Here is a 22,855-nt window from a genome sequence, read left to right as displayed (position 1 = left end):
CCCTATTTCAAACTTTTCTCGTGTCTTCTCCACCTCGGCGTGAACTCGTGTTTTATCCCAAGGACATCTAACACGCGGCCTGCAAAAGTTGTTACTAACTCATCTAGATCCTTCGGCCTTGTGTAAAAACCTGGAGACGCCGGCATAACTACTGCGCCAGCCATAGTCGCAAGCTCCATGTTTTTTATGTGGATTAGAGAGAGGGGGCTTTCTCTAATGACTAACACCACCCTCTTCCTCTCCTTAAGCCCCACCTCGGCGGCTCTTGTAATTAAATTAAGTGTCACGCCGTTTGCAATTGCGGCTAGTGTCTTTGTGGAACAGGGCACTATCGCTACGGCGTCTATGCCAAAACTACCTGAGGCAGGTGGCGCTGTTAGGTCGTTTTCATCCCATACATAATCGGCGAGAGAAGTCACATATGCCGTGTCGTACTCTGTTTCTAACTTCAGTATTTTTTCTGCAGTCTTAGATATAGATAAGTGGATTTCCACGCCGGCTTTCCTCAATAGCTCTAACACTTTCACCCCGTATATTACGCCAGAGGCGCCTGTAATTCCTACAAAAACCCGCATTAGATGTATATATACACGTCGTTGTCTATAATAACGCCGTCGTCTTCTGCCCTACCTCCGTGGAGTATATAGATATCCTTTTTCTCAACTTTAACAACTCGTCTCTCAATGGGGGGTAGAGATGTCGCCATCTTTAGAATCTGCGCCACATGTCTCAAAAGGGGGCTAAATTCCCTCGGCGAGGGCGGTATTTTAAAAACAATGCCGTGACTATATTTCAAAGCCGCGGCGCCCTCAGGCGTGTGTGGAGATGGCGTAATTTTTCTAAGCGCCAAAGTCTGGGCTGCCACGTCTGTAGTAACGGCAGCCTCAAACTCCTCACCGCCTAAAAACACTGCAACAACCTTCGGCCTCGCCTTGTGATAGAAAGCTGTAATCTCTCTGGCCTCGGGGCTCTTAAGTTCAAGAAAGTCAAAATATATATCAATGCCGTATGGAGATCCGCGGATAGCTCTTTCATTGACAATAGGCACGGCGGCGATAGGCGGAAGATCTAACATGCCTTTTTTCCACATGTATAACATAAGGGTGAGGAAATTTACCGCAGGCGAATCTTCTGGGTAGAAGCCTGACAGCGCCAATATAGGCTCGTCTCCTTTCCCAAATATGAGCGGGCCGCCCCCTAGGTATTGTGAAAGCAGATATCTGACGTATTTTACACATGTCGTATTTGACATCAAGGCTTTGTCAGGGCGGAGGAAATACATCAAGCGCCAAGATCTCTATAGTTTAAAAACTCGTAACATGACATTAGTAATGGGGCGTAGAAAGAGTAAAGTCCCCTTGGTACGCATAACAGTGAGACTTCCCACGGAGCTTTTGATGAGAGTAGATAGACTGATAGAACGTGGCGTTTTCAAAAACCGTTCACATCTTGTAAAACAAGCGTTAGAAGAGCTAATAAAGGAGCCTAAGTATCAAGAAGTTTTAAATGAGAAAGAAGATAGCTTCCCCACTCTGAGAGGCAGATAAGAATTTAAGCATAGCGCCTATGGGACTTGTTGATGAAGGCAGGTGTGTAGCGACTTATGAGCGGTGGTGACAAAGCTGATTTATTTAATACGGCCGACACTTATCTTGTCCTTCATTCAACAAACTATATAAGAGGGGCAACGTTAGATGGGGACCTCCCCCTGCTTGCTCACAGCGTGGGGCTGAGGCAGAGCTTTACTCCGCAGACCCTCCAGCGCCCCTTGCGGGAAATAGGAGCCTTGGAGGTACTAGTCATAAAGCCGAGTCTACGGTATTTCTACGTTGGCATGTAGCTTTGCCATATCGCTTTCATTCTTGCCTATCCTTTTCATAAGTTCTGCAATAACTGCGTCGAGAACCACCATTGCTGTGTCTTCAAAAAGTGTGCCAAGTGGTGAGAGAGGCTCATGTATTCCGAGAATCTGGCGGGCGAAATAGTCGTCCATGGCAGCTAATTTAGTCCTACCTGGGACGAAGAGCACGAGATCTGCAACTCTGGCAAGCGGCGAGTCGTAATAAGAAGTAATGGCGGCGACCTTTGCCTTCATTTTCTTGGCAGCTTCTGCGGCTGTGACAACGACTTGTGTCGTGCCGCTTCCAGATATGGCAACTAAGAGATCGCCCTCTTCTACCGACGGCGTGATAGTCTCTCCGACGACGTAGGACCTAGCCCCTAGATGTCTAAGTCTCATTGCAAAAGCGCGCCCTACCAACCCGCTTCTCCCAACGCCTAAGACAAGAATCTTCTTATTTTGTCTATACATCTCTTCTATAGTCTTTACAAAAGTCTCGACTTCATCAAGTTTTATTTTATCTAGTGCATTTAATATAAAATTTGCAATTTCTAGGTATGCCTGTTTAAAGTATGTTACCATGGTATTATAAAAACGTCAATTTAAAAATTTACTCTTTATACATCGATCTATCTCCGAAAAACGCCTCGACTTTCTGCGGTTTCAGCTTTGATACTATATAGTCAAATGCTGCTTTAGGATCTGTATGATCGCCGCAGGTATAAACATCTACAGTAGCAAAACCGTACTCAGGCCACGTATGAATAGAAATGTGACTCTCTGCAACTATTGCAAAGACTGTAAGACCTCCGTTAGGCCCAAATCTATATGAACCTACCGATAGAAGCATGGCGTTAGCTATCTTGGTTGCCTCCTTGACGATAGTAATGAGGGCAGACTCATCTCTCAATATCTGGGGGTCGCATCCATAGAGATTGCCGTAGATGTGTCTCCCCACTACTACCCTAGCCCCCACGCCCCCCGCCATGTTTTCTGCGCAAATTCGCAATTTAAAAAGTTAACCCCCAAAAACCCTTATACTACAGATTTGTTCTTGCAGACACCATACTTGTAAAATATCTAAAAGCTCGTTTAAAAAATTAGAGAGTCAAAACCGAGGACTTTTGAAAAATTTTACCACTCTTCTTCTTCCTCCCACTCTTCTTCAAATTCCTCCCACAGCTCCTCTTCTTCCTCCCATTCTTCCTCTTCTCTATACAAAATCGGCATAGACCCCCGAAATCTGCTATTTTTAAATATTCAGACATATGGCGAAGGTGAGAAAAGCATATGTTCAAGGCCTTTTACAAAGGCGTGTGAAATATCGCATAGATCTCACCGAGCCAGTTACAATAAAGCAGTGGCTGTCTGAACGCCTCTGCCAATTGAAAACTTTTCTCGAAGAGGAGTGGAACGCCGTTATGTGTCTATCAGAAACGCCGCCGAGTCTGGGTCTGTTATTAATAGAGTGGCATGGGGGACATATATTAGCAGACGTCTCAATTTGTGCTCCGATATCCCACCCAAATCCTCCACCTCTGGCAATCGAAGTTGCTGTAAAGAGGATAGATGTGTGTGTAGAGCCTATCGCGCCGATGTCGCCGCCTGTGGAATATGTAAAATTATATACGCCTGGTGTAAAAATGTTAGGTAGAATTACGCTGAGACAACGCTATGCGGTGATAAAACATAGAGGACTTCTATTTGCAACAGAGGTTATTTACACGCCAGATGTGAGAGGCGGTGTCGAGTTAAAATTAGCGCGGTATAAGTGTTCGTCTTACGACTTTGGAAAAGCTCTAAGAAAGCTAAAAGCCATTCTATATTCTAGGTATTGATGAGATATGTTGCTGTTGTGTGTCCTAAGTGTGGAAGAGCAAGCGCGACAAAAGCTACTGCACAACGGCATCAATGTCCCTATTGCGGCACTATTATCCGCGTAAACGACGCCACGGTGATCACAGTTGGCGATTCAAAAAAAGTGAGAGAAGCCGTTGTTAGATACAATACACAGAAAAAAGTCTAGTCCAGACTTAGACAAGTATAGAAACTAGATAAAGCTTCCTGATAAAAAATCCATTTATTAAAGTAATACCCTTCTAAGCCATGCAACCCGAAAGGCTAGTTGTGGGAAGCAAGACCTACCGCTATTTCAGCCTCAAGAGTCTTGAAAAAGAGGGGTATGACATTGGGAGACTCCCCTACTCTATCCGCGTCTTATTAGAAAACGTAATGCGGAATTTAGATGGAAAAGATATAACAAAGGAACACCTCGAGAGATTAGCTAGATGGAATCCAAAGGCGCCGGAAGGAGAGGTTGCAATCAAAGTCTCGCGCGTCATAATGCAAGACTACACGGGGGTGCCCGCAGTTGTAGATCTGGCCACTATGCGCGACATCGCAGTAAAAATGGGAAAAGACCCCACAGTAATTAATCCACAAGTCCCCGTCGATTTAATTATTGACCATTCGGTGCAAGTAGACTTCTGGGGCAGTCGCGAGGCTCTTAGAAAAAACCTAGAGCTTGAAATACAGAGAAATAAGGAGCGGTACCGCTTCCTTAAGTGGGCTCAGCAAGCGTTTAAAAACTTTAGGGTATTTCCGCCAGGTACAGGCATTATACATCAGGTAAATTTGGAGTATCTAGCAAAAGTCGTAATGACAGAAGGCGACTTGGCTTACTTCGAGACTTTAGTTGGGATGGATAGCCACACTACAATGATAAATGGGCTAGGGGTAGTGGGCTGGGGCGTCGGCGGGGTGGAGGCAGAAGCTGCAATGTTGGGAGAGCCTATTACAATTAGAGTGCCTAAGGTAATCGGCGTACATTTATATGGCGAGCCCCGGCCGGGAGTTACGGCAACAGATATAGTGCTTGCAATTACTGAATTCTTGCGTAAAATAGACGTGGTAGACGCATTTGTAGAGTTTTTCGGAGAAGGCGTCAGAAAACTCTCTGTGCCAGACCGCGCCACTATTGCCAATATGGCTCCTGAGTACGGCTCAACAGTAGGGCTCTTCCCCGTGGATGAAAACACACTATCTTACTTAAGGATTACCGGCAGACCAGAGGAACTCATCGCTTTAGTTAAGAAATACTACGAAGCACAGGGCGTCTTCGGCGGAGTAGAAGGCGCTGAGTATAGCCAAGTCGTAGACTTCGATTTATCTTCCGTAGAGCGTAACGTCGCAGGGCCGACTCTGCCCTGGCAGAGACGGACGCTCTCCGAAGTGCCCAAGAGCTTCTCTAGTTTTCTACAGGAGAGAAAGAAAAGGAGTAGAAAGGTTGTTGAAATTGAGATCGATGGTAAAAGAGTACAGTTTGGAGATGGAGATGTCGTAATTGCAGCTATTACGAGTTGTACAAACACCAGCAACCCATATCTCTTGGTCGCGGCAGGGCTAGTGGCCAAGAGGGCAGTAGAGCTTGGGATAAGACCTCCGCCGTATGTAAAAACAAGCTTCGCCCCAGGCTCTAGGGCGGCTGCGGAAATTTTAGAGAGAAGCGGATTACAGAAGTATCTTGACGAATTAGGCTTCCACGTAGTGGCTTACGGATGTACCACATGTATTGGAAATTCAGGACCTCTGCCAGAGCCGGTCGCAAAAGCTATAAAAGAACACGATATTCTTGCTGCTGCCGTGCTTTCTGGCAATAGGAATTTTGAAGCCAGAGTCCACCCAGATGTCCGCGCGGCGTATCTTGCCTCGCCTCCATTAGTAGTGGCCTACGCCTTAGCTGGCACAGTGACAAAAGACCTCGAGAGAGAGCCCCTGGCCTATTCTAGTGGAAAACCTGTCTATCTAAAAGACATCTGGCCCAGGCCTGAGGAGGTAAACCGCATAGTAGAAGAGTGGGTTAATCCCAATGTATATATTGAGAAGTACAGCAAAACCGGCGAACTGGTGCCCGAGTGGAATGCCTTAGAGGCCCCGGCGGGTATGTTATATCAATGGCGCGCTGATGACACCTATATACAGCCATCTCCGCTTTTCGAAGGCGAGGTGAAAATCGCAGATATAGTAGGAGCCAGACCGCTTTTAATTCTTGGCGATAGCATTACTACAGACCACATCTCGCCCGCCGGTAGCATAACGGCCGATAATCCGGCGGGCCAATATCTGCTTTCGCTAGGCGTAAAACCCTCCGAGTTTAACACCTTTGGCGCACGTAGAGGCAATTGGCAAGTAATGGTCCGCGGCACCTTCTCTAGCAAGGGTTATAAAAACAAAATCGGCAACTTAGACGGCGGGCTGACTATTAAGTTTCCAGAGGGCAAGGTAATGACTGTTTATGACGCCGCAGAGGCCTATAAGAGAGAGGGCGTGCCCATGATTGTAATCGCAGGTAAAAACTACGGCGCAGGCTCTAGCAGAGATTGGGCAGCTAAGGGGCCAAAGCTCTTAGGCGTTAGAGTCGTAATCGCAGAGAGTTTTGAGAGGATACATAGGTCTAACCTCACGATGGTTGGCATAATACCTATACAACTGCCGCCGGGCGTTACCGTCGACAGCTTGAAACTAGACGGCTCAGAGACCTTTGATATAATTGGCCTTTCAGAGGGCCTCGCGCCTGGCAAAGAGGTGGTCATTAGGATACATAGGAAAGATGGGCGTGTAGATGAAGTTAAAGCTAGGTTGGCGATATATACTTGGGCCGAGGTCGAATATATTAAACACGGCGGAATTCTGCCCTACGTATTGAATAAACTTCTAAAGAGTAAATAGTTTTAAAATAGATACGAACCATCTTTTATGGATAAACTCCTCCCGGTTTTACTCATTCTTCTATCTCTGGGATACATAGGTATAAATTTCGTAGGTCTGCCATCCGCTTTGGTAGTTGAAAACGTAATTTTAGCCGCTGTATACATAGCATTTGCAATACTGTTATTGTATAAGCCGACTAAGCCGGCGTATGTAGCGCTTGTGTTAGCAGCTTCTTTCAACGCTGGCAGAGTCTCGCGTACGATATGGTCTCCTGTCGAGGGGTTTGGAAGACTTGCCATAGAACATGTCCCTCTCCTCTTGTATCTACTGGCAATTGCAACACTGGCGTTGTTGAAGACTATACAATTTAATAAGCAGATCGTTAGATAAGTTGTGAAGTTTCCAATACTAATTATAAATCTAAAAGCCTATGGCGAGGCTGCAGGCAAAAAGGCACTGGAAATAGCCAAGGCGGCGGAAAAAGTTGCTAAAGAGCTCGGCGTAAATATAGCTGTGGCGCCTAACCATTTAGAGCTCGCCCTAGTTGCGCAGTCTGTTGAAATACCAGTGTATGCGCAAGGCGCAGATGTAGAAACGCCAGGCGCTTATACAGCGCATATAGCTGTAGATAATATAAAAGCTGTCGGAGCGTCGGGGCTGATTTTAAATCATAGTGAAGCGCCTCTTGCCTTAAACCAACTCTCTAAGTTGGCCGCAAGAGCTAAGTCTATAGGTCTAGACGTAGTGATATGCGCCCCCGACCCTGTGACAAGTCTTGCGGCGGCTGCGCTAGGGCCCCACGCCGTAGCTGTAGAGCCGCCTGAGCTAATAGGCACCGGCAAAGCGGTCTCAAAGTATAAACCTGAGACAATAATCGAAACTGTAAGGCTAGTGACAAAACACTTTCCAAACGTCGTAGTTATAACCGGCGCCGGTATTGAAACAGGTGAAGATGTAGAGGCAGCACTTAAGCTAGGCACCAAGGGGGTGCTTCTTGCAAGCGCTGCAGTTAAGGCTAAAGACCACTACCAGAAAATTTTCGAGTTGGCAAAGCCGCTTACAGTCGCGGCGGAGCCGCCTTAGGTGCCCGCCGCTCATATGCCCCCAGCAGGGGGTCGTACTATTTGTTATAACTTAATTTATATACTCGATCCAAAGCTCTAAATCTCTCAAATCTATTTTACCTCTATAGCCATATTGATCCTCTACGTATGCATCTATTATTTTTACCATATCGCCTTCTATAACACCTCTTATGATTATAGTTCTTCTCTCGTCTCCAAGCTCCGGGTCTGACGCCGCATCTCCAAGAGTTGGGGTGGTAAAAACCACTTCTACCTGACGTCCTCTTATTACGACATTATAGCCATTGCCGAGTTTTCTAAGCTTATCTAGCGGGAGCATATTGTGTATTTAGTTTTTGTTTTTAGCTTAAGTAACGTATATTAAGTATAGTTTTATATTACTCTTCATGCTTCCGCCAGCAGTATTACGCCAACTATATGTACAGGGGAGTCTCACAAACACGCCAGAAGGGGTCTCCTTTAAGTTACGAAACTCTCTAGCGCCAGCTACAGTTGTTGGAGTAGAGGTAGCTGTTGATGGGCAGAAGGTACCCTCAGATAAAGTATTCATAATTGCAGGGGGACAAAAGCGGGGGGTCTCAGAGCTGGCATCTGTTGGGCAAAAGTTTAATGTGAGAGATGAAGTAACAATACTGCTCCAAGGACTTTCTCTATCGCCTGGAGCGCATAAAATAGACATAAAAGCTAAGACTAAAGAGTGGGGCGAGCTTGCCTTCGACGTCACCGACACGTTGAGATAGTAAAAAACCTTGCTACAAATTCTTCCAAAGCTTTTTTAAGTTCCTTAAGCTCCGGCGTTAACTCAGATGCCGCTTGTGCAAGTAGCAATGCGCCAGCTACAGTGCGTATACCAGCAGATGCAACTTTTACGCCGCCCCATTCTACAACTACGCTTCCAATTGCCATAACTCTGCCTTTATTCTCTGCCGCAACTACGGCGTCCGGATATGGATATGCTACGTATGTTAACGTTAGGGCGTGGCCGCTATACGGCATATACACCTTTTTTAAATATCGTCTTAAAGAGAAGGGGCCAACCCTATCGACAACCTTACCCCATTTCACACTGGCCGTATCTATGAAGCTAATGTGGCTCTTGAGCCATGTGTATATATCGCCTTTTCCCGGGACGTACTCTACGTCTAATACCTTGCCTATTTCAGAGCCAAGCCAATCGTATAACTCCATATATGGTTTTACTATATCTACAACCTCTTCCACAGATATAGATCTCTCATCGTAGCCCTCTGCCGTGCGGCCTACTGCTAAAGTTTCGCCGTCTCTGATGATAAACGTAACCTCTTGGAACTCCCGCCATTTATCACACATAGGCACTATAAACTCCACGTATTACTACAGAAAATGTTTTTAAAACCGTATCTCCTACGCGGCACATGCCGACTTTCAAACTAGTGCTTTCAGACCCCATCTCAGGCAAGGCCAGGCAGTTTGAGATAAAAGACCCACTGGCACAACGCTTCATAGGGCTTAAGATAGGAGACGAACTAGACGGCTCTGTGTTAAAAGACTTCCTAGAGTTGCCGAAAGGCGCTAAGATTAGAATTACTGGCGGTAGTGGAATTGAAGGCGCGCCTATGCACCCCGGCGTGCCGGGACCTGTGAAAAGGTATATTCTAGCTGACGGGCCGCCGGGCTACTGGCCGCCGAAAAGAGGTATGCGAAAAAGGAAATTAGTGAGGGGCAACACGATATCCGACTCTATTGTACAAATAAACGCAGTAATTGTATATCCACAAGGCTATTCCGGACCCCCCGCCATACCGCTAGGAGCTAAGGAAATAGAAAAATTAACAAAAGCCAAAGAGGGAACACCGGCCTAATAGCTATTTCACGATAGATTTAGCTATTATTAAAGTAGTTGTGCTCTTTATCTTTGGCATTTTTCTAATCTTCTCACTAATGAGTTTTCTCAAATTCTCAGCAGTATCTGTTGTAATTCTTATTACTAAGTCATAAGGCCCATAAACAATCATAGCCTCTTTGACCTCTGGAATTTTTACTAAAGCCTCCATGACCTCGTCCTCTGCGCCTATTTCTGTGTTTATGAATACAAACGCTTCAACCATAACTAAAAGTCTTTATCACTATTTAAACATTTAGAATTAAGCTTTAAGCGAATGTCTAGTAAATGTACAAAGTTTAGGTTGGTGCCCCGGCCGGGATTTGAACCCGGGTCACGGGCTCGACTGGCCTAACCCTGCGGTTATGAGGCCCGCATCCTTGACCGGGCTAGACTACCGGCTGGGGTAGCCGGCTGGCTACGGCCCCCCTCCACCGCCAGGGCGCCTCCAATTACCAAATTGTTTTAAAAATTTTTCTTCTTTAACCTGATAAAGAATTCTCCGGTTAAACAAGTCGCCTAGACCTCTAGGTTTCTTAACTGGAGGTTTGTTCAGAAAATGTTATTAAGGAAAAATGAATCATATTAAATGCAGATTATAACTAAATACCTAGAGAAGGTACCTCTACTAACTACATACATCCTTAACCTTGGCGATGTCAAGGTAGTGATAGACCCCGGTCCTGCATCACTACACTCCCCGCTTGACGTCGATGCAGTTTTATGCACACATATACACTTAGACCACTGTGGCTCAGCAGGTCATATAAATTCGCCTGTTTATGTACATGAGAGGTATACTAAGTATGTAACAGAGCCGCTCAAACTTTATGAGGCGAGCAAAACTGTATTAGGTATTTTTGCAGAAAAATTCGGAGCCCCTCTCCCAAGTAGACAGGTAGTTGGCGTCAGAGATCAGACAAGACTTTTTGACGTAATTGATGTAATATATACACCGGGACATGCTCCACATCATGTCGTGTATTATGAGAGAGATAATAAAACTCTATTTATAGGCGATGGCGGGGGAGTATATATACCAGAGTTGGGGGTTATCGTTCCCACAACGCCGCCCCCCTTTAAACTTGATATTTATCTCCAATCTTTACACAAGATAAAGTCGCTAGATGTTGATACAGTGTGTTTCCCCCATTATTCATGTACACGTAATGTAGAAATCCTTAAGGTACATGAACAACAGATAAGAAGTTGGGCAGAAACTCTAAAAGATGTTGATGTGCCAATAGATGAGGCGTTAAGGCTTTTAGCTAGAGTAGATGAAAATGTAGCAAAGATCTTGACGGTTGGCGGTTTCTATGCCGAATTTTATCTAAAAATTAGTGTGTTGGGCTTCTTAGATTATTTAAAATCTCAGAGAGCCGCTTCGTAAGCTTCGGCTATTGCTAGTAAAGTATCTTCGTCTCTAGCCGCCACTTGAAGGCCCACGGGAAGGCTGGAAGTAGCTGGCGCCGGTACTGAAATAGCCGGATGGCCTGTTAGGTTAAAAATCTCCGTATACGCGAGTAGTTTACGTCTCATTGTAATACTATCAGCTTGTTCTATAGGTACAGCCTCTATGGCTGTGGTTGGCGTAACTACTATATCGTATTTTTTAAATAGTATATTGAAGTATTGTGTGGCTTCCTCTTTTATCCTCTTTGCAATTATGTAAGCAACTGAGGGAAGGGCAACGCCGACACCTAATAAAGTCGCCACGTCGCGGCCCATATGTTCGCCTACGCTTCTCAAATAGTCATAGTAGTTAACGGCGGCTTCGGATAGCAATAACGCAGCTCTAGCAGCCGAATATTTAGTAGAGTCTAGAAAAACTTCGTCTCTAAAACCTCCTATATTCTCTAAAACCTCTACAGCTTTCCAAAATGCCTTCTCTACATATCTAGAAGGTTCTGTAATACCCATTAGTACCGCAAATCTAAATCTCTTAGGCGGCGAGAGATCTCGAGGTGCCCATCCCACAGCCGATAGTATATTTACAAGTTCTTTTACACTTCTTGCAATAAAACCGACGTGGTCTAAACTTTGTGAAAGGGGGTATATGCCGTCCATCGGAATTTTTCCATAGGGCGGCTTGTATCCGACAACACCGCATAGCGCAGCTGGTATTCTAACTGAGCCGCCTGTATCTGTGCCGATGCCCAGGTCTGCTACGCCTATGGCAACAGCGCCTGCACTACCTCCACTAGATCCGCCAGTTATTCGAGAGGGGTCGTGGGGATTTCGCGTCGGCCCAAAATGGGGGTTTATATTCGTAACGCCAAGGGCGAGCTCGTGCATGTTTGTTTTCCCTAGCACAACCGCGCCTTCTGCCATAAGACGTCTTACAACTGCCGCTGTTTTATCAGATATTTTTTTCATATATGGCGCTCCGTTTGTAATAGGCATGCCCATAACTTCTATGTTGTCTTTTACCGCAAGCGTCACGCCACACAGTGCCCCACACCTCCCAGCCCGCTTAAGAAATTCCACCTCTTCAACAACTTTCTCATTTAGGTAAAGGAAATAGTTTAAATCAGCACGTCTCTTAGCCTCTTCTATCTTCTTTTCAATTTCGCTCATACAAGCCCCAAGCCCTTTAATATTCTCTCAACTTGTCTCTTAACTTCCTCTACATTGATAGTGGGTACTTTAAGTTCTTTTAGTAGGATCTCGATATAATCCATAGCCGTATTATTCGACATCGCTCGTCTGTCTACACGTAGTAGCGTAAAATAGCTTTTCTGAAATCCAATTGGCTTGAGAGCCTACATAATCTACTTTTTTCCGCAACTCATAATCACGCGGCTCAAGCGCTAGGAGGTCGAGGTAGAGGCTTTCTACAGCGTCTTTAAGTCTCTTCGCCCCCTCTATGTTTTTCTTTAACAACTCCTCCGTAGCGGATCTGCCTAACTCCCCTGCCACGTCTGCCACGCCCATAAGGTATGTATATACATCAACGCCTAGCTCCTCTTTAGTGGGAAACCTACCCTCTTTAATGAATAAGTACAATGTGATTGCCTCAACATACTCTTGTAGTCCAGTTGCGGCGTTATTATAAAACATGGGCCACTCGTTAATTAATTTCTTCAACTTGGCAACAACATTCTCCATCTCACGTATAGCTTTTTCTGCTGAGGCAAAATCTCTCCTAATTACGGAGTAGACTACGGCCTTAGAAAGCCGCGCAACTTTAATCGACGTCTGTATTACCTCGTCTTTCGCTTGTTCATATTGCCTTAATTCGTCGTATAAAGATTTGTTCTCTAACACAGTCACGTTAGAGATGCAATATATAAACTATCTAGGCGATCCAAGCAAAAACCACCAGGGGATATAGAAGTAATATTGGAAACGGTAACGCGGGGCCGTAACCCCATCTTTTTAGAAATATCTTGACAGTTAGCAAAAGCCCTAGGTATATCAACGCCGCTCCTAGACCTAACGCTATAATAAATACCGCTCTTCCATATTGTAGAAGTCTCATGGCGATAAATGAAAGTGCCATGGAGTATACTACGAAATCCCCTACGCCAAGCGAAAGGTTGTCGAGTCTAACAACAAAGCCAAATAGGGGGTTGTCGGCCTTTCTCCCAGGCGTATTGACGGCGCCGTCTCTTAACTTCTGCACTATTCTGCCAAGAAGACCTTTGTTTACCATCAAGTAGTCGTAGATGGGTAGTGCGGTCAACAGAGCGACTACGGTTGTGGTTGGTAAAAGCCAAACAAACATAACTCCTGCAAGAGATCCGAGAAATCCAAGTAGAAGATCTCCTCTTCTCTTATGAATTAGATATACTGTAAAAATTCCGAATAGTAGGGAGGCCCACATTAGTCTAACTGCATTTACCTCGTCTAGGAGGCCATTCCAATAGTATAGAATTACGTAAAATTGGAACACGCCGATTGAAAGAACAAACCATATAATCGACAAAAGGAGTTTTAGTAATCTTCTACGTGGGAGAATTACATATATGAGTATAGTCGCCATTATGAGAAGGGCAAAGAATATAAAAGCGTTGTATAGAGTAGTTTGGTTATCCTCTGCATTTACATATGGGGAGATCTCCACCGGCGGGCTCTCTATTCTGCCGTGAAGTATAGTAGGTGCTACGCCTATAAACACTGCTGTAACTACGAGAAGCAACGCGGAAAGCACCACTATATGTCGTGGATTATTAATATATTTTTAGACGGCGCTACGCAAAAATTTTTAAGTTGGACTCTAGGCGTCTTATGCAGACGCTTTTAGAAAAACTAGGGCCTCTCGCAAAAATTCTGGCAGAAATGGGTATAGACCCGCACCTACCCGTCTACTTACTAACGCCACGTATATTCACTATAGCGCCTAAGCTTGTAAATAAATTAGCAGACGCGTCATAGTTTAAAGCTTTTATTTCTTAACTAGCGGTGATGAAGAACTCGGGTCTGCGGATTTTGAAGAAGACATAGGCCGCTGAACGATTTACACAATATATAGCGTAGCTATCTAAGTTTTATCTCAAACAGTACTCATGAAGTAAAGTATGGCTACAAGACAAGCCTCGCCATTTAGAGTGTAGAGGGATTATAGGCTAGTTCATTGACGTCGGCAAGAGGCAGCCGTCGAAGTCCTGGCCGTGATAACTTTTAGAGAGGCCGTTATCTTAGCAATGCGTTGATTAGTCTAATTCCTTGTCTAGGCCTTTTGGCCAGTGCTATGAAGAGGGTTTTTGCGCCTAAGTTCTCCTCTATGTATTCTCTCAATATAGAATCCTCTATGAATTCAATAGGCGTGCGCCCCTTGGCTAATAACCTCTGGGCTAGTCTAAGTATCCTCTTTTGAAACTCCACCTGTCTAATTATTCTCCAGACTGCGCGGCGGTAGTTCCTCAGCGGATGTCTTGTCCCTAGCGCCTTGGCTAACTCTATTGCAGAAATTATGCCAGGTCTTATGCCCTCGCCTGTAAGAGGGTATATAAGCCCTGCGGCTTCGCCTATTCTGAAGCTTTCTCCATCATATAGCGTAATCTGCGGTACTATTGTAAGGGGGGCGGCTCTCATATCTATAACTCTACCCCCGCCCAACCACCTCTCTATAAACTCATAAATATATGGCACTGGGTTACTAACGCCGATAAATCCAGCGCCTATATTATAAACCCCGCCGTGTGGAAAAACCCAGTAGAAACCTATGGAGTCTTGTGGAAATATAAAGTAGGCTGTCTCGTCTTCGAGTTTTATGCCCTCTATGTAGGCTCTGGCGACATAGATTTTCTCACCAACGCTCTGATAGGGGCCGCCCGCCTTTACTAAAACCTCGGGCGTTTCTCCAGCTAAATTTTCGTCTCGCATAGACTCTACCCAAGCTTTTTTATTTACTATATACCACCTAGGCTTTAGATATGTCACCTCTCCAACTTCTTTACGCCAGAGATAAAATTTGAACCGACGCACTTTGTCAACTACAAACTCTGGATCGACAAGCGGAGTTTCCACAGGCACAGCCTCGCCACACGCCTTGAAATATTGTCTAGATAATTCTACACCTACTGCCCTACTATATGTCTTTAAAAAGGCAGAGCCAGAGGGGCCTAGCCCAACTACTTTTACAACTGGCTTCATTAAGTAGACATTCCAGGCTCAAAAGTCCAGTCGTAATATTCTGCAAGTTCCTTCAATGCATTTTCCTCTTTGATTAAATCTCTAATAGAAAACACCCCATAGAGTCTACCGTCTTTAGTAACCACTAGATGTCTAATACCATATTTTACAAACGCCTCTGCGGCTTTAGCGACGTTTTCGTCCGCCTCAAGAGAAATCACGTTTTTTGAGGCTATGGTTTCACATGGCATGTCTAGATCTATCTCATGTGCCACAGCTCTGACAATATCACGTTCGGAGACCACGCCGACTACTCTATAGGGGTCGCTGGGGTCTACAAGCACAACTAGGCCGACCTTCCTCTGCACCATTAATTTAGCCACCTCTCTTATTGATGTAGACGGGAAAGCCTTAACTACGTCTGTCTTAGCAAAACTTCCGAGCATACATTTTATGTTTCTCCAGAGTTAAAAATTAGCTAGGCGGCAATTTCATTATCACCTTCCTAATAGTTTTTCCATCTGGTAGTTTAAAGAGGGCTATGACGACACCTGGTTTGCCAGGGGGCTGGAGAACCCATGCTTTAACTGGCTTTAGCCGGTATTTTCTCCCGCCGTATTCCACTTCGTATTCACGATCTAAGACCTCTTCCATACGTCAACTGCCATCTCTAGATATAAAGTTACAACCGAAAGTCTCGCCCTTTAGGACGGGAATGAGTTTAAGCTAGTAAACATATTTTTCCATAGCAGAACAGTGAAGAAAAAGTCAAACAGCGGCGTATTCCAGATGGCGGGCAGGTCAACAGCCCTAGCAGGGGACGCCCCGGCGCGATACCCGCTTATTAACCCCAAAGAGGGACAACACCCGAGACCCCCATAGTGGAAATCCCGCCCTTTAGGGCGGGGAGGAGGTCATTCTGTTTCTATAACGACGTCGGCTTCTACATCAGCTGGCTGATATATAGATTCTAATAATTCGCCAATGGGGCCTTTTATGTTTATTATAAACATTTTTTGTACGTAACGTCTGACGTTAGAGATCGGCGCGCCTAAACACGCAACTCCTATGTCAAACGGCCCAAATTCTCTAAATACATCCTCCGCAGTCCAACCGCCCTCTAGCATAATCAACGCCACTCTATCTGAGAGAGATGCTACCTGATCTATAAGCGTTGAACTTTCAAAAGGCCCGACGATAACTAGATAGGGCGCTATGAATAACACATCGCCATGCCAACCACATGGATATGTAAATACCAACGCCCTATTTGGAGAGTATTGCATAATTTTCTCAAGGGCATAAGCCCGTTGTCTCTGAAGAAGTATAGTCATAGCCCGGTAGAGCTTTATAGTTTTTTCATCACGCCACTCTTTTGAATATAATACCAGCTTTTTCACAAATCCCATTAGTACTAAAGCTTTATAATCATAAGCCACAACATTATACGTGTCTATTAGATCGCCATTTGTAGTAGTGATGGGACATGTCGACGTTGGAAAGACGTTACTACTTGATAAAATTAGGGGCACTTCTGTGGCGTATAGAGAGCCAGGCATGATTACGCAACACATAGGAGTGAGTTTTGTCCCGTGGCAGGCTGTGGAGAGGTTCGCAGGTCCCCTAGTGGATAAGCTAAGGCTGAGAGGTAAGATCTGGATACCGGGCTTCTTATTTATAGATACGCCGGGCCACGCCGCGTTTTCAAACTTACGCAGACGTGGAGGTTCTGTCGCAGATTTAGCTATCCTTGTGGTAGATATCACCTCAGGGCTTGAGGAGCAAGGGGTGGAGTCTCTTAAGCTCATCCAGAGCAGAGGCGTGCCGTTTATAATCGCTGCCAATAAACTAGATAGGATATACGGCTGGAAGTCTGTAGAAAATAGGCCGTTTTTATTCGCAGTTGAACAACAAGAGTGGCATGCAATAGCAACGCTCGAGGAGGCCATTGGCAAATTGATAGATCAACTCTCACGTTTTGGAATAGAGGCTGATCGATACGACCGTGTTAGAGATTTTTCAAAACAAGTCCCCATAGTTCCTACAAGTGCTGTAACTGGCGAGGGAATTGCCGATCTGTTGCTAGTTTTAGCTGGAGTTAGCCAGAGGTTTATCCCTAGAGAAAAACTCAGTGTAAGCTACGGGCCTGCAAAAGGCGTCGTTATGGAGGTAAAGGAAGAAAGAGGGCTCGGCGTCGTGGCTGACGTGATTTTATATGATGGCGTGTTGAAAAAAGGCGATGTAATAATTACGGCGGGTATAGATGGGCCAAAGGAGACTAAGGTGCGTATGTTAATTATGCCTAAGCCTCTCGATGAAATGCGTGACCCAGAAGATCGTTATATGGCTGTAGAAGAGGTCAAAGCGGCTGCCGGCGTACGAATAGTAGCAGACGGACTCGACGGCGTTGTGGCAGGAGCGCCTATATTTGCTGTGTGGGATCTCCAAGATATTCAAAAAGTTGTCCAACTTGTCAGAGAGGAGATTTCGGAAATAAAAATAGAGACAGATAGAGAGGGCGTTATAGCTAGGGCAGATACCTTCGGCACTTTAGAAAGTATGGTTCTCTTCCTGAGACAACAGGGGGTCCCAATTAGGAGGGCAGATGTGGGACCCCCGACCCATAAAGATGTGGTGGAGGCTGTGTTGAGCAGAAGAAAAAATCCGACATATGGCGTGATATTGGCCTTTAATGTGAAGATACCCCCGGAGGTGGAGAGAGAGGCTATGTCGTCTGGCATAAAGATAATCAAGGGAGAGATACTATATCGGATATTTGACGAGTATATCAAATGGTCTCAGGAGGTTAAAACCAAGACTATAGAGCAGATACTGTCGCAAATGACTAAACCGGGCAAAATACAGATTTTACCTGGCTACGTCTTTAGGAGGAGTAACCCTGCAATTGTAGGCATTAAGGTATTAGCTGGCACGATTAAGCCAGGTGTGACGTTGGTTAAAGATGGGAAAGAAGTAGGTAGGATTATGCAAATTCAGAAATCTGGCAAACCCATAAACGAGGCTGTTGTAGGAGATGAAGTTGCCATATCTATCCACGGCGATATAATTGTGGGGCGGCAGATAAGAGAGGGCGATGTGCTATATGTCTATGTGCCAGATGAACAAATACGCCAATGGCTCTTTCAGTATAGGCAGTATCTACGGGATGATGAACTGAAGGCTCTTGAAGAATATCTAAAGTCGAGAAAAAGGTAAAAAATACAACAAAGACTCCACAATGCTCAAAGAGTTTAAGCTCAGGTACGAAGGTGTTTTACTCCATTTTGGCACAGGAACAATAGAGAAGAGTAAGAACTACCTACGCCAGTTTGAAAAAGTTGTAATCGTCACTGGGAGGTCGTCAGCTAAGACATCCGGCGCCTTAGATGATGTAGAGAGAGTATTGAAGGAACTTGGCGTTAATTATGTGTTGTTTAACAAAGTTTCGCCAAACCCCTGGGCAAGTCAAGCGGAGGAATTAGCTAAAGTCGTATGGGAAGAGGGGGCTGATGCAGTAATAGCCATAGGAGGCGGAAGCCCAATAGACGTCTCTAAGATTGCAACTATAATTGTTGCAAACGGCGGAAAGATATACGACTATGTCAGAGGCGTTAAAAAGCAAAAAGAATGATACCTCTGATAGCAGTAAATCTCACCCATGGCACAGGTACAGAGGTGGATAAATGGGCCGTAGTTACACTTGATGACACCAGAGAGAAAATAGGTATAGCGGCGCGGTACCCAGATTTGTCTATAGACGACCCCATATATACTTTAACACTAGACGAGAGACAAACGATCTATACATCTCTAGACGCCTTTTATCACTCTTATGAATCCGCCACAGCTAAGACTTCAAATCCTCTATCGCAGTCGCTTGCCGAAAGTGCAATAGGCACAATAGCTGAAACTTTGCCTAAGTTGGCAAAAAACTTGAGAGATTTAGCGCTTCGCTATAGAATGCTCTATGCATCTATGATTGCAGGAATTGCCATAGATATGGCGCGTACACATATAATACACGCCATAGAACATGTATTAAGCGGCCTAGAGCCCAAGCTACCACATGGCTGTGGATTAGGGTTACTGGGCCCGCGCGCAGTTTATTATATACATAAGGCGGCGCCTGAACTCTCAGCCCGTCTTCTCAGACATATAAACCCCCATATAAAGCCTACTATAGATAGCGCCGCTGAGGCAGAAAAAACAGTTGCAAAATTCCAGGAGGAGATAGGCCTTAGAGAGAGACTAAGCGACTACGGCTTCACCGAGAGAGATGTAGTAAATATAGCCGAGAGAGTCTTTACAACTTTTAGAGAGTGGATAAATACCACAGCTCCTTTAGAGGTGACAAAAGACGTAATAATCGACATATTAAAAAGCGCGCTCTAGTGCGGGGGGTGGGATTTGAACCCACGCAGGCCTACGCCACAGGGTCTTGAGCCCTGCCCCTTTGGCCTGGCTCGGGCACCCCCGCTGTATATTATATTTTTTAGAGACTTATAAGCTTTCTATCGCTGCTTTCAACGGCTCAACAAGTTTTTCATAGGGGTCTTTTAATGCAGATATGTAGAAAATGCCGCATGCGCCTAGTTTTTTCACAACCTCGTCCCCTTTGAATATAAGCCCCTTTATCTTCACCAAATCTATTTTATTCCCAATAACTACAGATCTCCTATATGGCTTTACTAATCTACTTGTCAAATGTTTCTCGATATCTAACAACGCATATAGGGTATTTACATCCGTTACGTCATACATAAAAATAGCGAAATCTAAATAAAATGGCCAAGCCTTAGCAAGCGCCTCGGCTATCTCCGTTGCCGAGTCGCCTGGGATATCTAAAATACACATAACTACGCTATTTATAACTCCTCTATAGATCCCAGGCCTAAGCGTGGTCTTTGGCTGGACTGGGACGCCTATAAGTCTGTAGATATATGTTGTTTTCCCAACGCCGCCTACGCCGAGAACTGCCGCCAAAAGACATCTCATTTACAGACATTGCGTACAGTCGCCTCCAGTTCTAAAAGTGCGTAGTATTGTTGATCTGTTATAGAAATGGCGGGGTTTACTTTCTCAACACTTCTTATCGCATCGTCAGCTTTCATACATCTCTTAACTATTAGATAAGCTGCTAGTGCCGTCGGCGTCCTCCCCATGCCGCCGACACAATGGACGACTACAGACCCCCTCTTGATCTCCGTCTCTATCACTTCTATAAGCTCGTCGAGATCTCTAGGAGGATATCCGTCGGGAGTTGGCCAGTGGATCCATTTAACGCCTTTTTCTGCCAGCGTCTTTCGGAACTCTGGCAGAGACCACCTGCCGTAGTATTCAATCTCCCAAGACTCTGCGAGTGAGATCACAGTCTTAACGCCAAGCGAAGCCCATCTCTCTATATCCTCTTGCCTCGGCATACATGATCCAGCTAGTTTAGGCTCCACCCAGTAGGGACACTCCATCTTGGTCTTTTTCCTCAAGCCCATTTTATTAATTTCCTCTCTAGCAACGACATAAGAGCATATGTGGCTACACCGGCGCCGCTTAGCGTCAAAATTGCTGCATACATTTGTAGATAGTCAAGCCTATGCCAACTGTCATAGATCAAGGCCCCGAGCCCGTCGGTTAAGGCAAGACTTTCGGCTATAAAAGAGACCGAATATGCTGTATTAAACGCAATTTTAAGACCGGTCAATATGCCTGGTAACGCAGATGGCATAACGACATATTTAACTATATCGCGTCGATTACCCCCCATTATATATATCAACGTGGCTAGGTCACGTGGAAATCTCTGCGTCCACTCCATTACTGAAAGCGCAATGGGGTAAAACGCTATTAGTGACATAAGTACAATTTTACTTGTCTCAATACCAAAGAGGTGTAGTAATATTGGGAGTAGCGCAACGTGGGGTATTGGATATGTGAGAAGTATGGCGGCTCTTAATAGATTTGCGCTTACTCTCTCAGAAAGCCATGTAGCGGCAAGACCCCCCACAAAACCTATAACAAGCGCTATTGCTACCGATATAAAGACCCTAGCCAATGTTGCAGCGAGGTTTCTTAACAATATCTGTGCATCCTCCGCCATATATATCACCACGTCTGTAAACAGAGGGAGATATGGCTTGTTTATCACATACGCCAAAATTTGCCATAGTATAAATAGGGCAACTAAAGCCGTTATATAGTATTTCATTTCTTAAACGCGGACTTCACAACCTCGGTCAGCTCCTCCGCTTTTGTATAATCGCCTGGCTTTAAAACCGCAGTAATTTTCAACGGGGGGCCGTTGACTACATATATCTCACCGCCTAGATCTATTGCATCTTGTACATTATGTGTTATTACGACCATGACTTTGCCGACCCCCCTAAGTATTTGTATAAGCTCGCGCCTGTAGTCTATATCGATCATTGAGAAAGGCTCGTCGAGAAGCCACACGTCAGCCCCAGAGGCCATCGCCCGCGCTAGTAATACCTTCTGTTGCTCGCCTCCGGAGATCTCGCGGGGATATCTCTTAAGGAGGTCCGATATCTCCAATATTTCAGAAACTTTGTGGACAGTTTCCCTTATTTCCCGCTCTGGCTTCTTGAGAAGCTTAAGTGGCAACGCTATATTTTCCTCTACAGTCATCCAGGGGTACAAGCCGCCGGATTGAGGTATGTAGGCGATTTTGCCACGTAATTCATCTGGGGGTTTTCCCAATATTTCGACAATGCCTTCTGTAGGTTTTAAAATCCCGGCGGCGATTTTTAACAACGTCGATTTTCCACATCCGTTAGGCCCCAGTATAATTGTCAAGCTGTTAGAAAACTGGGCTGTAAAATTTTGTAATACGACGGGGCCGCGCCTATATTTGAAGTAAACCCCTCTGAAGTCAATCACGTGACGCAAGCTTCATATCTAGGCGCTTGTTTTACAAGCCCCTTTTTCACAAGCCAGTTAGTTGCGTCGTCAAATATCTCACGAGGCATCTTAACTATATGCGCTTTCCATACTATTGTATGTTGTTTAAACTCCGCCGGTAGTCTCAACTTCTCTGCCAAAATATCTCTATACTTCTCAGGATTGGCGTTGTATAGATCAACTGCCTTGTTTAAAGCTGTGACAAGTTTCTCCACCGCCCTCCGTCCCTCTGGCGTATTTAGAAGCCTCTCGCTTGCCACAAGCACAACTAAGTCTCTATGTCTGGCTATTAAAGTGGCGTTTTTCATTATGGCCAAAGTGCCCCATGGGTCTGGTAAAACTGCGGCATCTACCTTACCCTCTATAAGGAGTTGATATCTATTGGCTATGCTTGGGACATCAACAAATTCAACATCGCCCTTGACGATTTTCGAAGCTACATATTCAATAATTGTATTTTTTGAAATAGCTACGGTCTTTATATTACGGACGCCGGGCGCTCTTACATAGTAAAATCCGATGTTAGAATCTGTCTCGTTTAGACAACAGACAAAGCCTACGATTTTTATAGGTACGCCATTTCCAATTAACATAAGCGCGCCGACTGGATCGTGAACAGCGACGTCTACCTGTCCCGCGACAATAGCCGAGTCTCTATCTCTGGCAGAGCCAAAGTATATAATCTCGACGTCTAACCCCTCCGCTTTGAACAAGTTTTCTTTTTCTGCAACTACAAAAGGTAGCGCATCTACTATCGGCAATAAACCCACCTTAATCTTAGGCGAAGGTGGTACAAAAGGCTGGAAGAAAAATAGAAACAAAATAGCGACAATAATTATAACAACTAGAAGAGATATCCACCTTGCCATA

31 protein-coding genes, 2 tRNA genes and 1 pseudogene are annotated in these 22,855 nt (G+C 45.1%); 13 read left to right on the top strand and 21 right to left on the bottom strand.

Annotated features, from left to right (window positions below; all coding sequences use genetic code 11):
- Window positions 1-2 precede the first annotated feature (2 nt).
- Together ACZ49R_RS00690 and ACZ49R_RS00685 are read right to left on the bottom strand one after the other, a co-directional pair.
- Window positions 3-575, bottom strand: coding sequence for a UbiX family flavin prenyltransferase (locus ACZ49R_RS00690; RefSeq protein ID WP_011763305.1), 573 nt, complete (start codon window positions 573-575; stop codon window positions 3-5).
- Window positions 575-1,282, bottom strand: a complete 708-nt coding sequence (locus tag ACZ49R_RS00685; protein ID WP_464733297.1) for a M14 family metallopeptidase — start codon at window positions 1,280-1,282, stop codon at window positions 575-577. Before ACZ49R_RS00685 ends, ACZ49R_RS00690 begins: the two co-directional genes overlap by 1 nt.
- A 49-nt stretch (window positions 1,283-1,331) precedes the next feature.
- On the opposite strand from ACZ49R_RS00685, the gene ACZ49R_RS00680 reads away from it, so the two are divergent.
- Entirely contained in the window at window positions 1,332-1,547 is a 216-nt protein-coding gene (locus tag ACZ49R_RS00680; protein ID WP_464733296.1) for a ribbon-helix-helix domain-containing protein, read from the top strand.
- Between the two features lie 266 nt (window positions 1,548-1,813).
- On the opposite strand, the gene hxlB is transcribed toward ACZ49R_RS00680, so the two are convergent.
- Together hxlB and speD are read right to left on the bottom strand one after the other, a co-directional pair.
- Window positions 1,814-2,422: a 6-phospho-3-hexuloisomerase gene (gene hxlB / locus ACZ49R_RS00675; protein ID WP_464733295.1), complete on the bottom strand. Its 609-nt coding sequence runs from the start codon at window positions 2,420-2,422 to the stop codon at window positions 1,814-1,816.
- A 28-nt stretch (window positions 2,423-2,450) separates the two neighbouring features.
- Window positions 2,451-2,828 carry an adenosylmethionine decarboxylase gene (gene speD, locus ACZ49R_RS00670; RefSeq protein ID WP_464733294.1) on the bottom strand — a complete coding sequence of 126 codons (378 nt, stop codon included), beginning with the start codon at window positions 2,826-2,828 and terminating at the stop codon, window positions 2,451-2,453.
- Between the two features lie 328 nt (window positions 2,829-3,156).
- On the opposite strand from speD, the gene ACZ49R_RS00665 reads away from it, so the two are divergent.
- From ACZ49R_RS00665 to tpiA, 5 genes are all read left to right on the top strand, one after another.
- On the top strand, window positions 3,157-3,678 hold the full coding sequence (locus ACZ49R_RS00665) for a hypothetical protein (protein WP_464733293.1): 522 nt from the start codon (window positions 3,157-3,159) through the stop codon (window positions 3,676-3,678).
- Window positions 3,678-3,866, top strand: a complete 189-nt coding sequence (locus ACZ49R_RS00660) for a hypothetical protein (RefSeq protein ID WP_464733292.1) — start codon at window positions 3,678-3,680, stop codon at window positions 3,864-3,866. Before ACZ49R_RS00665 ends, ACZ49R_RS00660 begins: the two co-directional genes overlap by 1 nt.
- An 80-nt stretch (window positions 3,867-3,946) precedes the next feature.
- Entirely contained in the window at window positions 3,947-6,568 is a 2,622-nt protein-coding gene (gene acnA / locus ACZ49R_RS00655) for an aconitate hydratase AcnA (RefSeq protein ID WP_464733291.1), read from the top strand.
- A gap of 27 nt (window positions 6,569-6,595) precedes the next feature.
- Window positions 6,596-6,940, top strand: coding sequence for a hypothetical protein (locus ACZ49R_RS00650; protein ID WP_464733290.1), 345 nt, complete (start codon window positions 6,596-6,598; stop codon window positions 6,938-6,940).
- 3 nt (window positions 6,941-6,943) lie between these two features.
- Window positions 6,944-7,633, top strand: a complete 690-nt coding sequence (gene tpiA / locus ACZ49R_RS00645; RefSeq protein WP_011763314.1) for a triose-phosphate isomerase — start codon at window positions 6,944-6,946, stop codon at window positions 7,631-7,633.
- A gap of 51 nt (window positions 7,634-7,684) precedes the next feature.
- Here the strand turns inward: tpiA and ACZ49R_RS00640 are convergent, their stop codons facing one another.
- Window positions 7,685-7,954: a hypothetical protein gene (locus ACZ49R_RS00640; RefSeq protein WP_464733289.1), complete on the bottom strand. Its 270-nt coding sequence runs from the start codon at window positions 7,952-7,954 to the stop codon at window positions 7,685-7,687.
- Window positions 7,955-8,021: 67 nt separating this feature from the next.
- Here ACZ49R_RS00640 and ACZ49R_RS00635 point away from each other — a divergent pair, with 67 nt between their 5' ends.
- Window positions 8,022-8,375 carry a hydroxymethylglutaryl-CoA reductase gene (locus ACZ49R_RS00635; protein WP_464733288.1) on the top strand — a complete coding sequence of 118 codons (354 nt, stop codon included), beginning with the start codon at window positions 8,022-8,024 and terminating at the stop codon, window positions 8,373-8,375.
- Here ACZ49R_RS00635 and ACZ49R_RS00630 read toward each other — a convergent pair.
- Window positions 8,356-8,982 carry a hypothetical protein gene (locus tag ACZ49R_RS00630; protein WP_167827676.1) on the bottom strand — a complete coding sequence of 209 codons (627 nt, stop codon included), beginning with the start codon at window positions 8,980-8,982 and terminating at the stop codon, window positions 8,356-8,358. The genes ACZ49R_RS00635 and ACZ49R_RS00630 overlap by 20 nt on opposite strands.
- 47 nt (window positions 8,983-9,029) lie before the next feature.
- Here ACZ49R_RS00630 and ACZ49R_RS00625 point away from each other — a divergent pair, with 47 nt between their 5' ends.
- Window positions 9,030-9,476: a 30S ribosomal protein S6e gene (locus ACZ49R_RS00625; protein WP_011763318.1), complete on the top strand. Its 447-nt coding sequence runs from the start codon at window positions 9,030-9,032 to the stop codon at window positions 9,474-9,476.
- Between the two features lie 3 nt (window positions 9,477-9,479).
- On the opposite strand, the gene ACZ49R_RS00620 is transcribed toward ACZ49R_RS00625, so the two are convergent.
- Together ACZ49R_RS00620 and ACZ49R_RS00615 are read right to left on the bottom strand one after the other, a co-directional pair.
- Window positions 9,480-9,722 carry an Lrp/AsnC family transcriptional regulator gene (locus ACZ49R_RS00620; RefSeq protein WP_011763319.1) on the bottom strand — a complete coding sequence of 81 codons (243 nt, stop codon included), beginning with the start codon at window positions 9,720-9,722 and terminating at the stop codon, window positions 9,480-9,482.
- 79 nt (window positions 9,723-9,801) lie between these two features.
- Window positions 9,802-9,921: transfer RNA gene (locus tag ACZ49R_RS00615), tRNA-Glu, on the bottom strand.
- Between the two features lie 164 nt (window positions 9,922-10,085).
- On the opposite strand from ACZ49R_RS00615, the gene ACZ49R_RS00610 reads away from it, so the two are divergent.
- Window positions 10,086-10,886: an MBL fold metallo-hydrolase gene (locus tag ACZ49R_RS00610; RefSeq protein ID WP_464733287.1), complete on the top strand. Its 801-nt coding sequence runs from the start codon at window positions 10,086-10,088 to the stop codon at window positions 10,884-10,886.
- Here ACZ49R_RS00610 and ACZ49R_RS00605 read toward each other — a convergent pair.
- The 3 genes from ACZ49R_RS00605 to ACZ49R_RS00595 all read right to left on the bottom strand — a co-directional run bounded on the left by ACZ49R_RS00605 (window position 10,868) and on the right by ACZ49R_RS00595 (window position 13,649).
- Window positions 10,868-12,073 carry an amidase gene (locus tag ACZ49R_RS00605; RefSeq protein WP_464733286.1) on the bottom strand — a complete coding sequence of 402 codons (1,206 nt, stop codon included), beginning with the start codon at window positions 12,071-12,073 and terminating at the stop codon, window positions 10,868-10,870. The genes ACZ49R_RS00610 and ACZ49R_RS00605 overlap by 19 nt on opposite strands.
- A 111-nt stretch (window positions 12,074-12,184) precedes the next feature.
- A complete protein-coding gene (locus ACZ49R_RS00600) occupies window positions 12,185-12,763 on the bottom strand; it encodes a translin family protein (RefSeq protein WP_464733285.1) in 579 nt (192 codons plus the stop codon).
- A 31-nt stretch (window positions 12,764-12,794) separates the two neighbouring features.
- The gene (locus ACZ49R_RS00595; RefSeq protein ID WP_464733284.1) at window positions 12,795-13,649 is read right to left on the bottom strand and encodes a hypothetical protein; all 855 of its coding nucleotides are present in this window, start codon (window positions 13,647-13,649) and stop codon (window positions 12,795-12,797) included.
- Window positions 13,650-13,726: 77 nt separating this feature from the next.
- On the opposite strand from ACZ49R_RS00595, the gene ACZ49R_RS00590 reads away from it, so the two are divergent.
- Window positions 13,727-13,873: a hypothetical protein gene (locus tag ACZ49R_RS00590; RefSeq protein WP_464733283.1), complete on the top strand. Its 147-nt coding sequence runs from the start codon at window positions 13,727-13,729 to the stop codon at window positions 13,871-13,873.
- A gap of 258 nt (window positions 13,874-14,131) precedes the next feature.
- On the opposite strand, the gene ACZ49R_RS00585 is transcribed toward ACZ49R_RS00590, so the two are convergent.
- The 4 genes from ACZ49R_RS00585 to ACZ49R_RS00570 form a co-directional block, all read right to left on the bottom strand.
- Window positions 14,132-15,094, bottom strand: coding sequence for an NAD(P)/FAD-dependent oxidoreductase (locus tag ACZ49R_RS00585; protein ID WP_464733282.1), 963 nt, complete (start codon window positions 15,092-15,094; stop codon window positions 14,132-14,134).
- Window positions 15,094-15,519 carry a CBS domain-containing protein gene (locus ACZ49R_RS00580; protein ID WP_464733281.1) on the bottom strand — a complete coding sequence of 142 codons (426 nt, stop codon included), beginning with the start codon at window positions 15,517-15,519 and terminating at the stop codon, window positions 15,094-15,096. Before ACZ49R_RS00580 ends, ACZ49R_RS00585 begins: the two co-directional genes overlap by 1 nt.
- 28 nt (window positions 15,520-15,547) lie before the next feature.
- Window positions 15,548-15,727, bottom strand: a complete 180-nt coding sequence (locus ACZ49R_RS00575) for a chromatin protein Cren7 (RefSeq protein ID WP_011763327.1) — start codon at window positions 15,725-15,727, stop codon at window positions 15,548-15,550.
- Window positions 15,728-15,987: 260 nt separating this feature from the next.
- The gene (locus tag ACZ49R_RS00570; protein WP_464733280.1) at window positions 15,988-16,473 is read right to left on the bottom strand and encodes a hypothetical protein; all 486 of its coding nucleotides are present in this window, start codon (window positions 16,471-16,473) and stop codon (window positions 15,988-15,990) included.
- Between the two features lie 79 nt (window positions 16,474-16,552).
- Between ACZ49R_RS00570 and infB the strand changes: the two genes are divergently transcribed.
- The 3 genes and pseudogenes from infB to ACZ49R_RS00555 all read left to right on the top strand — a co-directional run bounded on the left by infB (window position 16,553) and on the right by ACZ49R_RS00555 (window position 19,465).
- Window positions 16,553-18,289, top strand: coding sequence for a translation initiation factor IF-2 (gene infB / locus ACZ49R_RS00565; RefSeq protein WP_464734142.1), 1,737 nt, complete (start codon window positions 16,553-16,555; stop codon window positions 18,287-18,289).
- 22 nt (window positions 18,290-18,311) lie between these two features.
- Window positions 18,312-18,778: pseudogene (locus tag ACZ49R_RS00560) on the top strand (iron-containing alcohol dehydrogenase); the annotation flags it as partial.
- Window positions 18,779-18,820: 42 nt separating this feature from the next.
- The gene (locus ACZ49R_RS00555; RefSeq protein WP_464734141.1) at window positions 18,821-19,465 is read left to right on the top strand and encodes a dehydroquinate synthase/iron-containing alcohol dehydrogenase family protein; all 645 of its coding nucleotides are present in this window, start codon (window positions 18,821-18,823) and stop codon (window positions 19,463-19,465) included.
- On the opposite strand, the gene ACZ49R_RS00550 is transcribed toward ACZ49R_RS00555, so the two are convergent.
- From ACZ49R_RS00550 to ACZ49R_RS00525, 6 genes are all read right to left on the bottom strand, one after another.
- Window positions 19,466-19,550 (bottom strand) — tRNA-Leu (locus ACZ49R_RS00550). It abuts the gene before it with no gap.
- Between the two features lie 23 nt (window positions 19,551-19,573).
- Window positions 19,574-20,068, bottom strand: a complete 495-nt coding sequence (locus tag ACZ49R_RS00545; protein WP_464733279.1) for a Rab family GTPase — start codon at window positions 20,066-20,068, stop codon at window positions 19,574-19,576.
- Complete coding sequence (locus ACZ49R_RS00540) at window positions 20,065-20,562, bottom strand: protein-tyrosine phosphatase family protein (protein ID WP_464733278.1); 498 nt, start codon at window positions 20,560-20,562, stop codon at window positions 20,065-20,067. The genes ACZ49R_RS00545 and ACZ49R_RS00540 overlap by 4 nt, the downstream gene beginning before the upstream one ends.
- Complete coding sequence (locus ACZ49R_RS00535) at window positions 20,553-21,275, bottom strand: ABC transporter permease (RefSeq protein WP_464733277.1); 723 nt, start codon at window positions 21,273-21,275, stop codon at window positions 20,553-20,555. Before ACZ49R_RS00535 ends, ACZ49R_RS00540 begins: the two co-directional genes overlap by 10 nt.
- Window positions 21,272-21,964 (bottom strand): ABC transporter ATP-binding protein, encoded by a 693-nt coding sequence (locus ACZ49R_RS00530; RefSeq protein ID WP_011763334.1) that lies wholly within the window; start codon window positions 21,962-21,964, stop codon window positions 21,272-21,274. The genes ACZ49R_RS00535 and ACZ49R_RS00530 overlap by 4 nt, the downstream gene beginning before the upstream one ends.
- Window positions 21,961-22,854 (bottom strand): ABC transporter substrate-binding protein, encoded by an 894-nt coding sequence (locus tag ACZ49R_RS00525; RefSeq protein ID WP_464733276.1) that lies wholly within the window; start codon window positions 22,852-22,854, stop codon window positions 21,961-21,963. The genes ACZ49R_RS00530 and ACZ49R_RS00525 overlap by 4 nt, the downstream gene beginning before the upstream one ends.
- Window position 22,855 lies beyond the last annotated feature (1 nt).

Source organism: Pyrobaculum organotrophum (genome assembly GCF_055384425.1).
Note: the sequence above shows the minus strand (reverse complement) of the source record. Positions and strands in the feature narration are given on the sequence as shown.

Bases quoted from the DNA above. Each gene is read 5' to 3' on its own strand.
- ACZ49R_RS00605 (WP_464733286.1), bottom strand. From the start codon at position 12,073: ATGAGCGAAATTGAAAAGAAGATAGAAGAGGCTAAGAGACGTGCTGAT.
- ACZ49R_RS00620 (WP_011763319.1), bottom strand. From the start codon at position 9,722: ATGGTTGAAGCGTTTGTATTCATAAACACAGAAATAGGCGCAGAGGAC.
- ACZ49R_RS00535 (WP_464733277.1), bottom strand. From the start codon at position 21,275: ATGAAATACTATATAACGGCTTTAGTTGCCCTATTTATACTATGGCAA.
- ACZ49R_RS00640 (WP_464733289.1), bottom strand. From the start codon at position 7,954: ATGCTCCCGCTAGATAAGCTTAGAAAACTCGGCAATGGCTATAATGTC.
- hxlB (WP_464733295.1), bottom strand. From the start codon at position 2,422: ATGGTAACATACTTTAAACAGGCATACCTAGAAATTGCAAATTTTATA.
- ACZ49R_RS00580 (WP_464733281.1), bottom strand. From the start codon at position 15,519: ATGCTCGGAAGTTTTGCTAAGACAGACGTAGTTAAGGCTTTCCCGTCT.
- ACZ49R_RS00540 (WP_464733278.1), bottom strand. From the start codon at position 20,562: ATGGGCTTGAGGAAAAAGACCAAGATGGAGTGTCCCTACTGGGTGGAG.
- infB (WP_464734142.1), top strand. From the start codon at position 16,553: ATGGGACATGTCGACGTTGGAAAGACGTTACTACTTGATAAAATTAGG.
- ACZ49R_RS00690 (WP_011763305.1), bottom strand. From the start codon at position 575: ATGCGGGTTTTTGTAGGAATTACAGGCGCCTCTGGCGTAATATACGGG.
- ACZ49R_RS00610 (WP_464733287.1), top strand. From the start codon at position 10,086: ATGCAGATTATAACTAAATACCTAGAGAAGGTACCTCTACTAACTACA.
- ACZ49R_RS00625 (WP_011763318.1), top strand. From the start codon at position 9,030: ATGCCGACTTTCAAACTAGTGCTTTCAGACCCCATCTCAGGCAAGGCC.
- ACZ49R_RS00585 (WP_464733282.1), bottom strand. From the start codon at position 15,094: ATGAAGCCAGTTGTAAAAGTAGTTGGGCTAGGCCCCTCTGGCTCTGCC.
- speD (WP_464733294.1), bottom strand. From the start codon at position 2,828: ATGGCGGGGGGCGTGGGGGCTAGGGTAGTAGTGGGGAGACACATCTAC.
- ACZ49R_RS00545 (WP_464733279.1), bottom strand. From the start codon at position 20,068: ATGAGATGTCTTTTGGCGGCAGTTCTCGGCGTAGGCGGCGTTGGGAAA.
- ACZ49R_RS00650 (WP_464733290.1), top strand. From the start codon at position 6,596: ATGGATAAACTCCTCCCGGTTTTACTCATTCTTCTATCTCTGGGATAC.
- acnA (WP_464733291.1), top strand. From the start codon at position 3,947: ATGCAACCCGAAAGGCTAGTTGTGGGAAGCAAGACCTACCGCTATTTC.
- ACZ49R_RS00575 (WP_011763327.1), bottom strand. From the start codon at position 15,727: ATGGAAGAGGTCTTAGATCGTGAATACGAAGTGGAATACGGCGGGAGA.
- ACZ49R_RS00660 (WP_464733292.1), top strand. From the start codon at position 3,678: ATGAGATATGTTGCTGTTGTGTGTCCTAAGTGTGGAAGAGCAAGCGCG.
- ACZ49R_RS00680 (WP_464733296.1), top strand. From the start codon at position 1,332: ATGGGGCGTAGAAAGAGTAAAGTCCCCTTGGTACGCATAACAGTGAGA.
- ACZ49R_RS00590 (WP_464733283.1), top strand. From the start codon at position 13,727: ATGCAGACGCTTTTAGAAAAACTAGGGCCTCTCGCAAAAATTCTGGCA.
- ACZ49R_RS00685 (WP_464733297.1), bottom strand. From the start codon at position 1,282: ATGTATTTCCTCCGCCCTGACAAAGCCTTGATGTCAAATACGACATGT.
- ACZ49R_RS00525 (WP_464733276.1), bottom strand. From the start codon at position 22,854: ATGGCAAGGTGGATATCTCTTCTAGTTGTTATAATTATTGTCGCTATT.
- ACZ49R_RS00635 (WP_464733288.1), top strand. From the start codon at position 8,022: ATGCTTCCGCCAGCAGTATTACGCCAACTATATGTACAGGGGAGTCTC.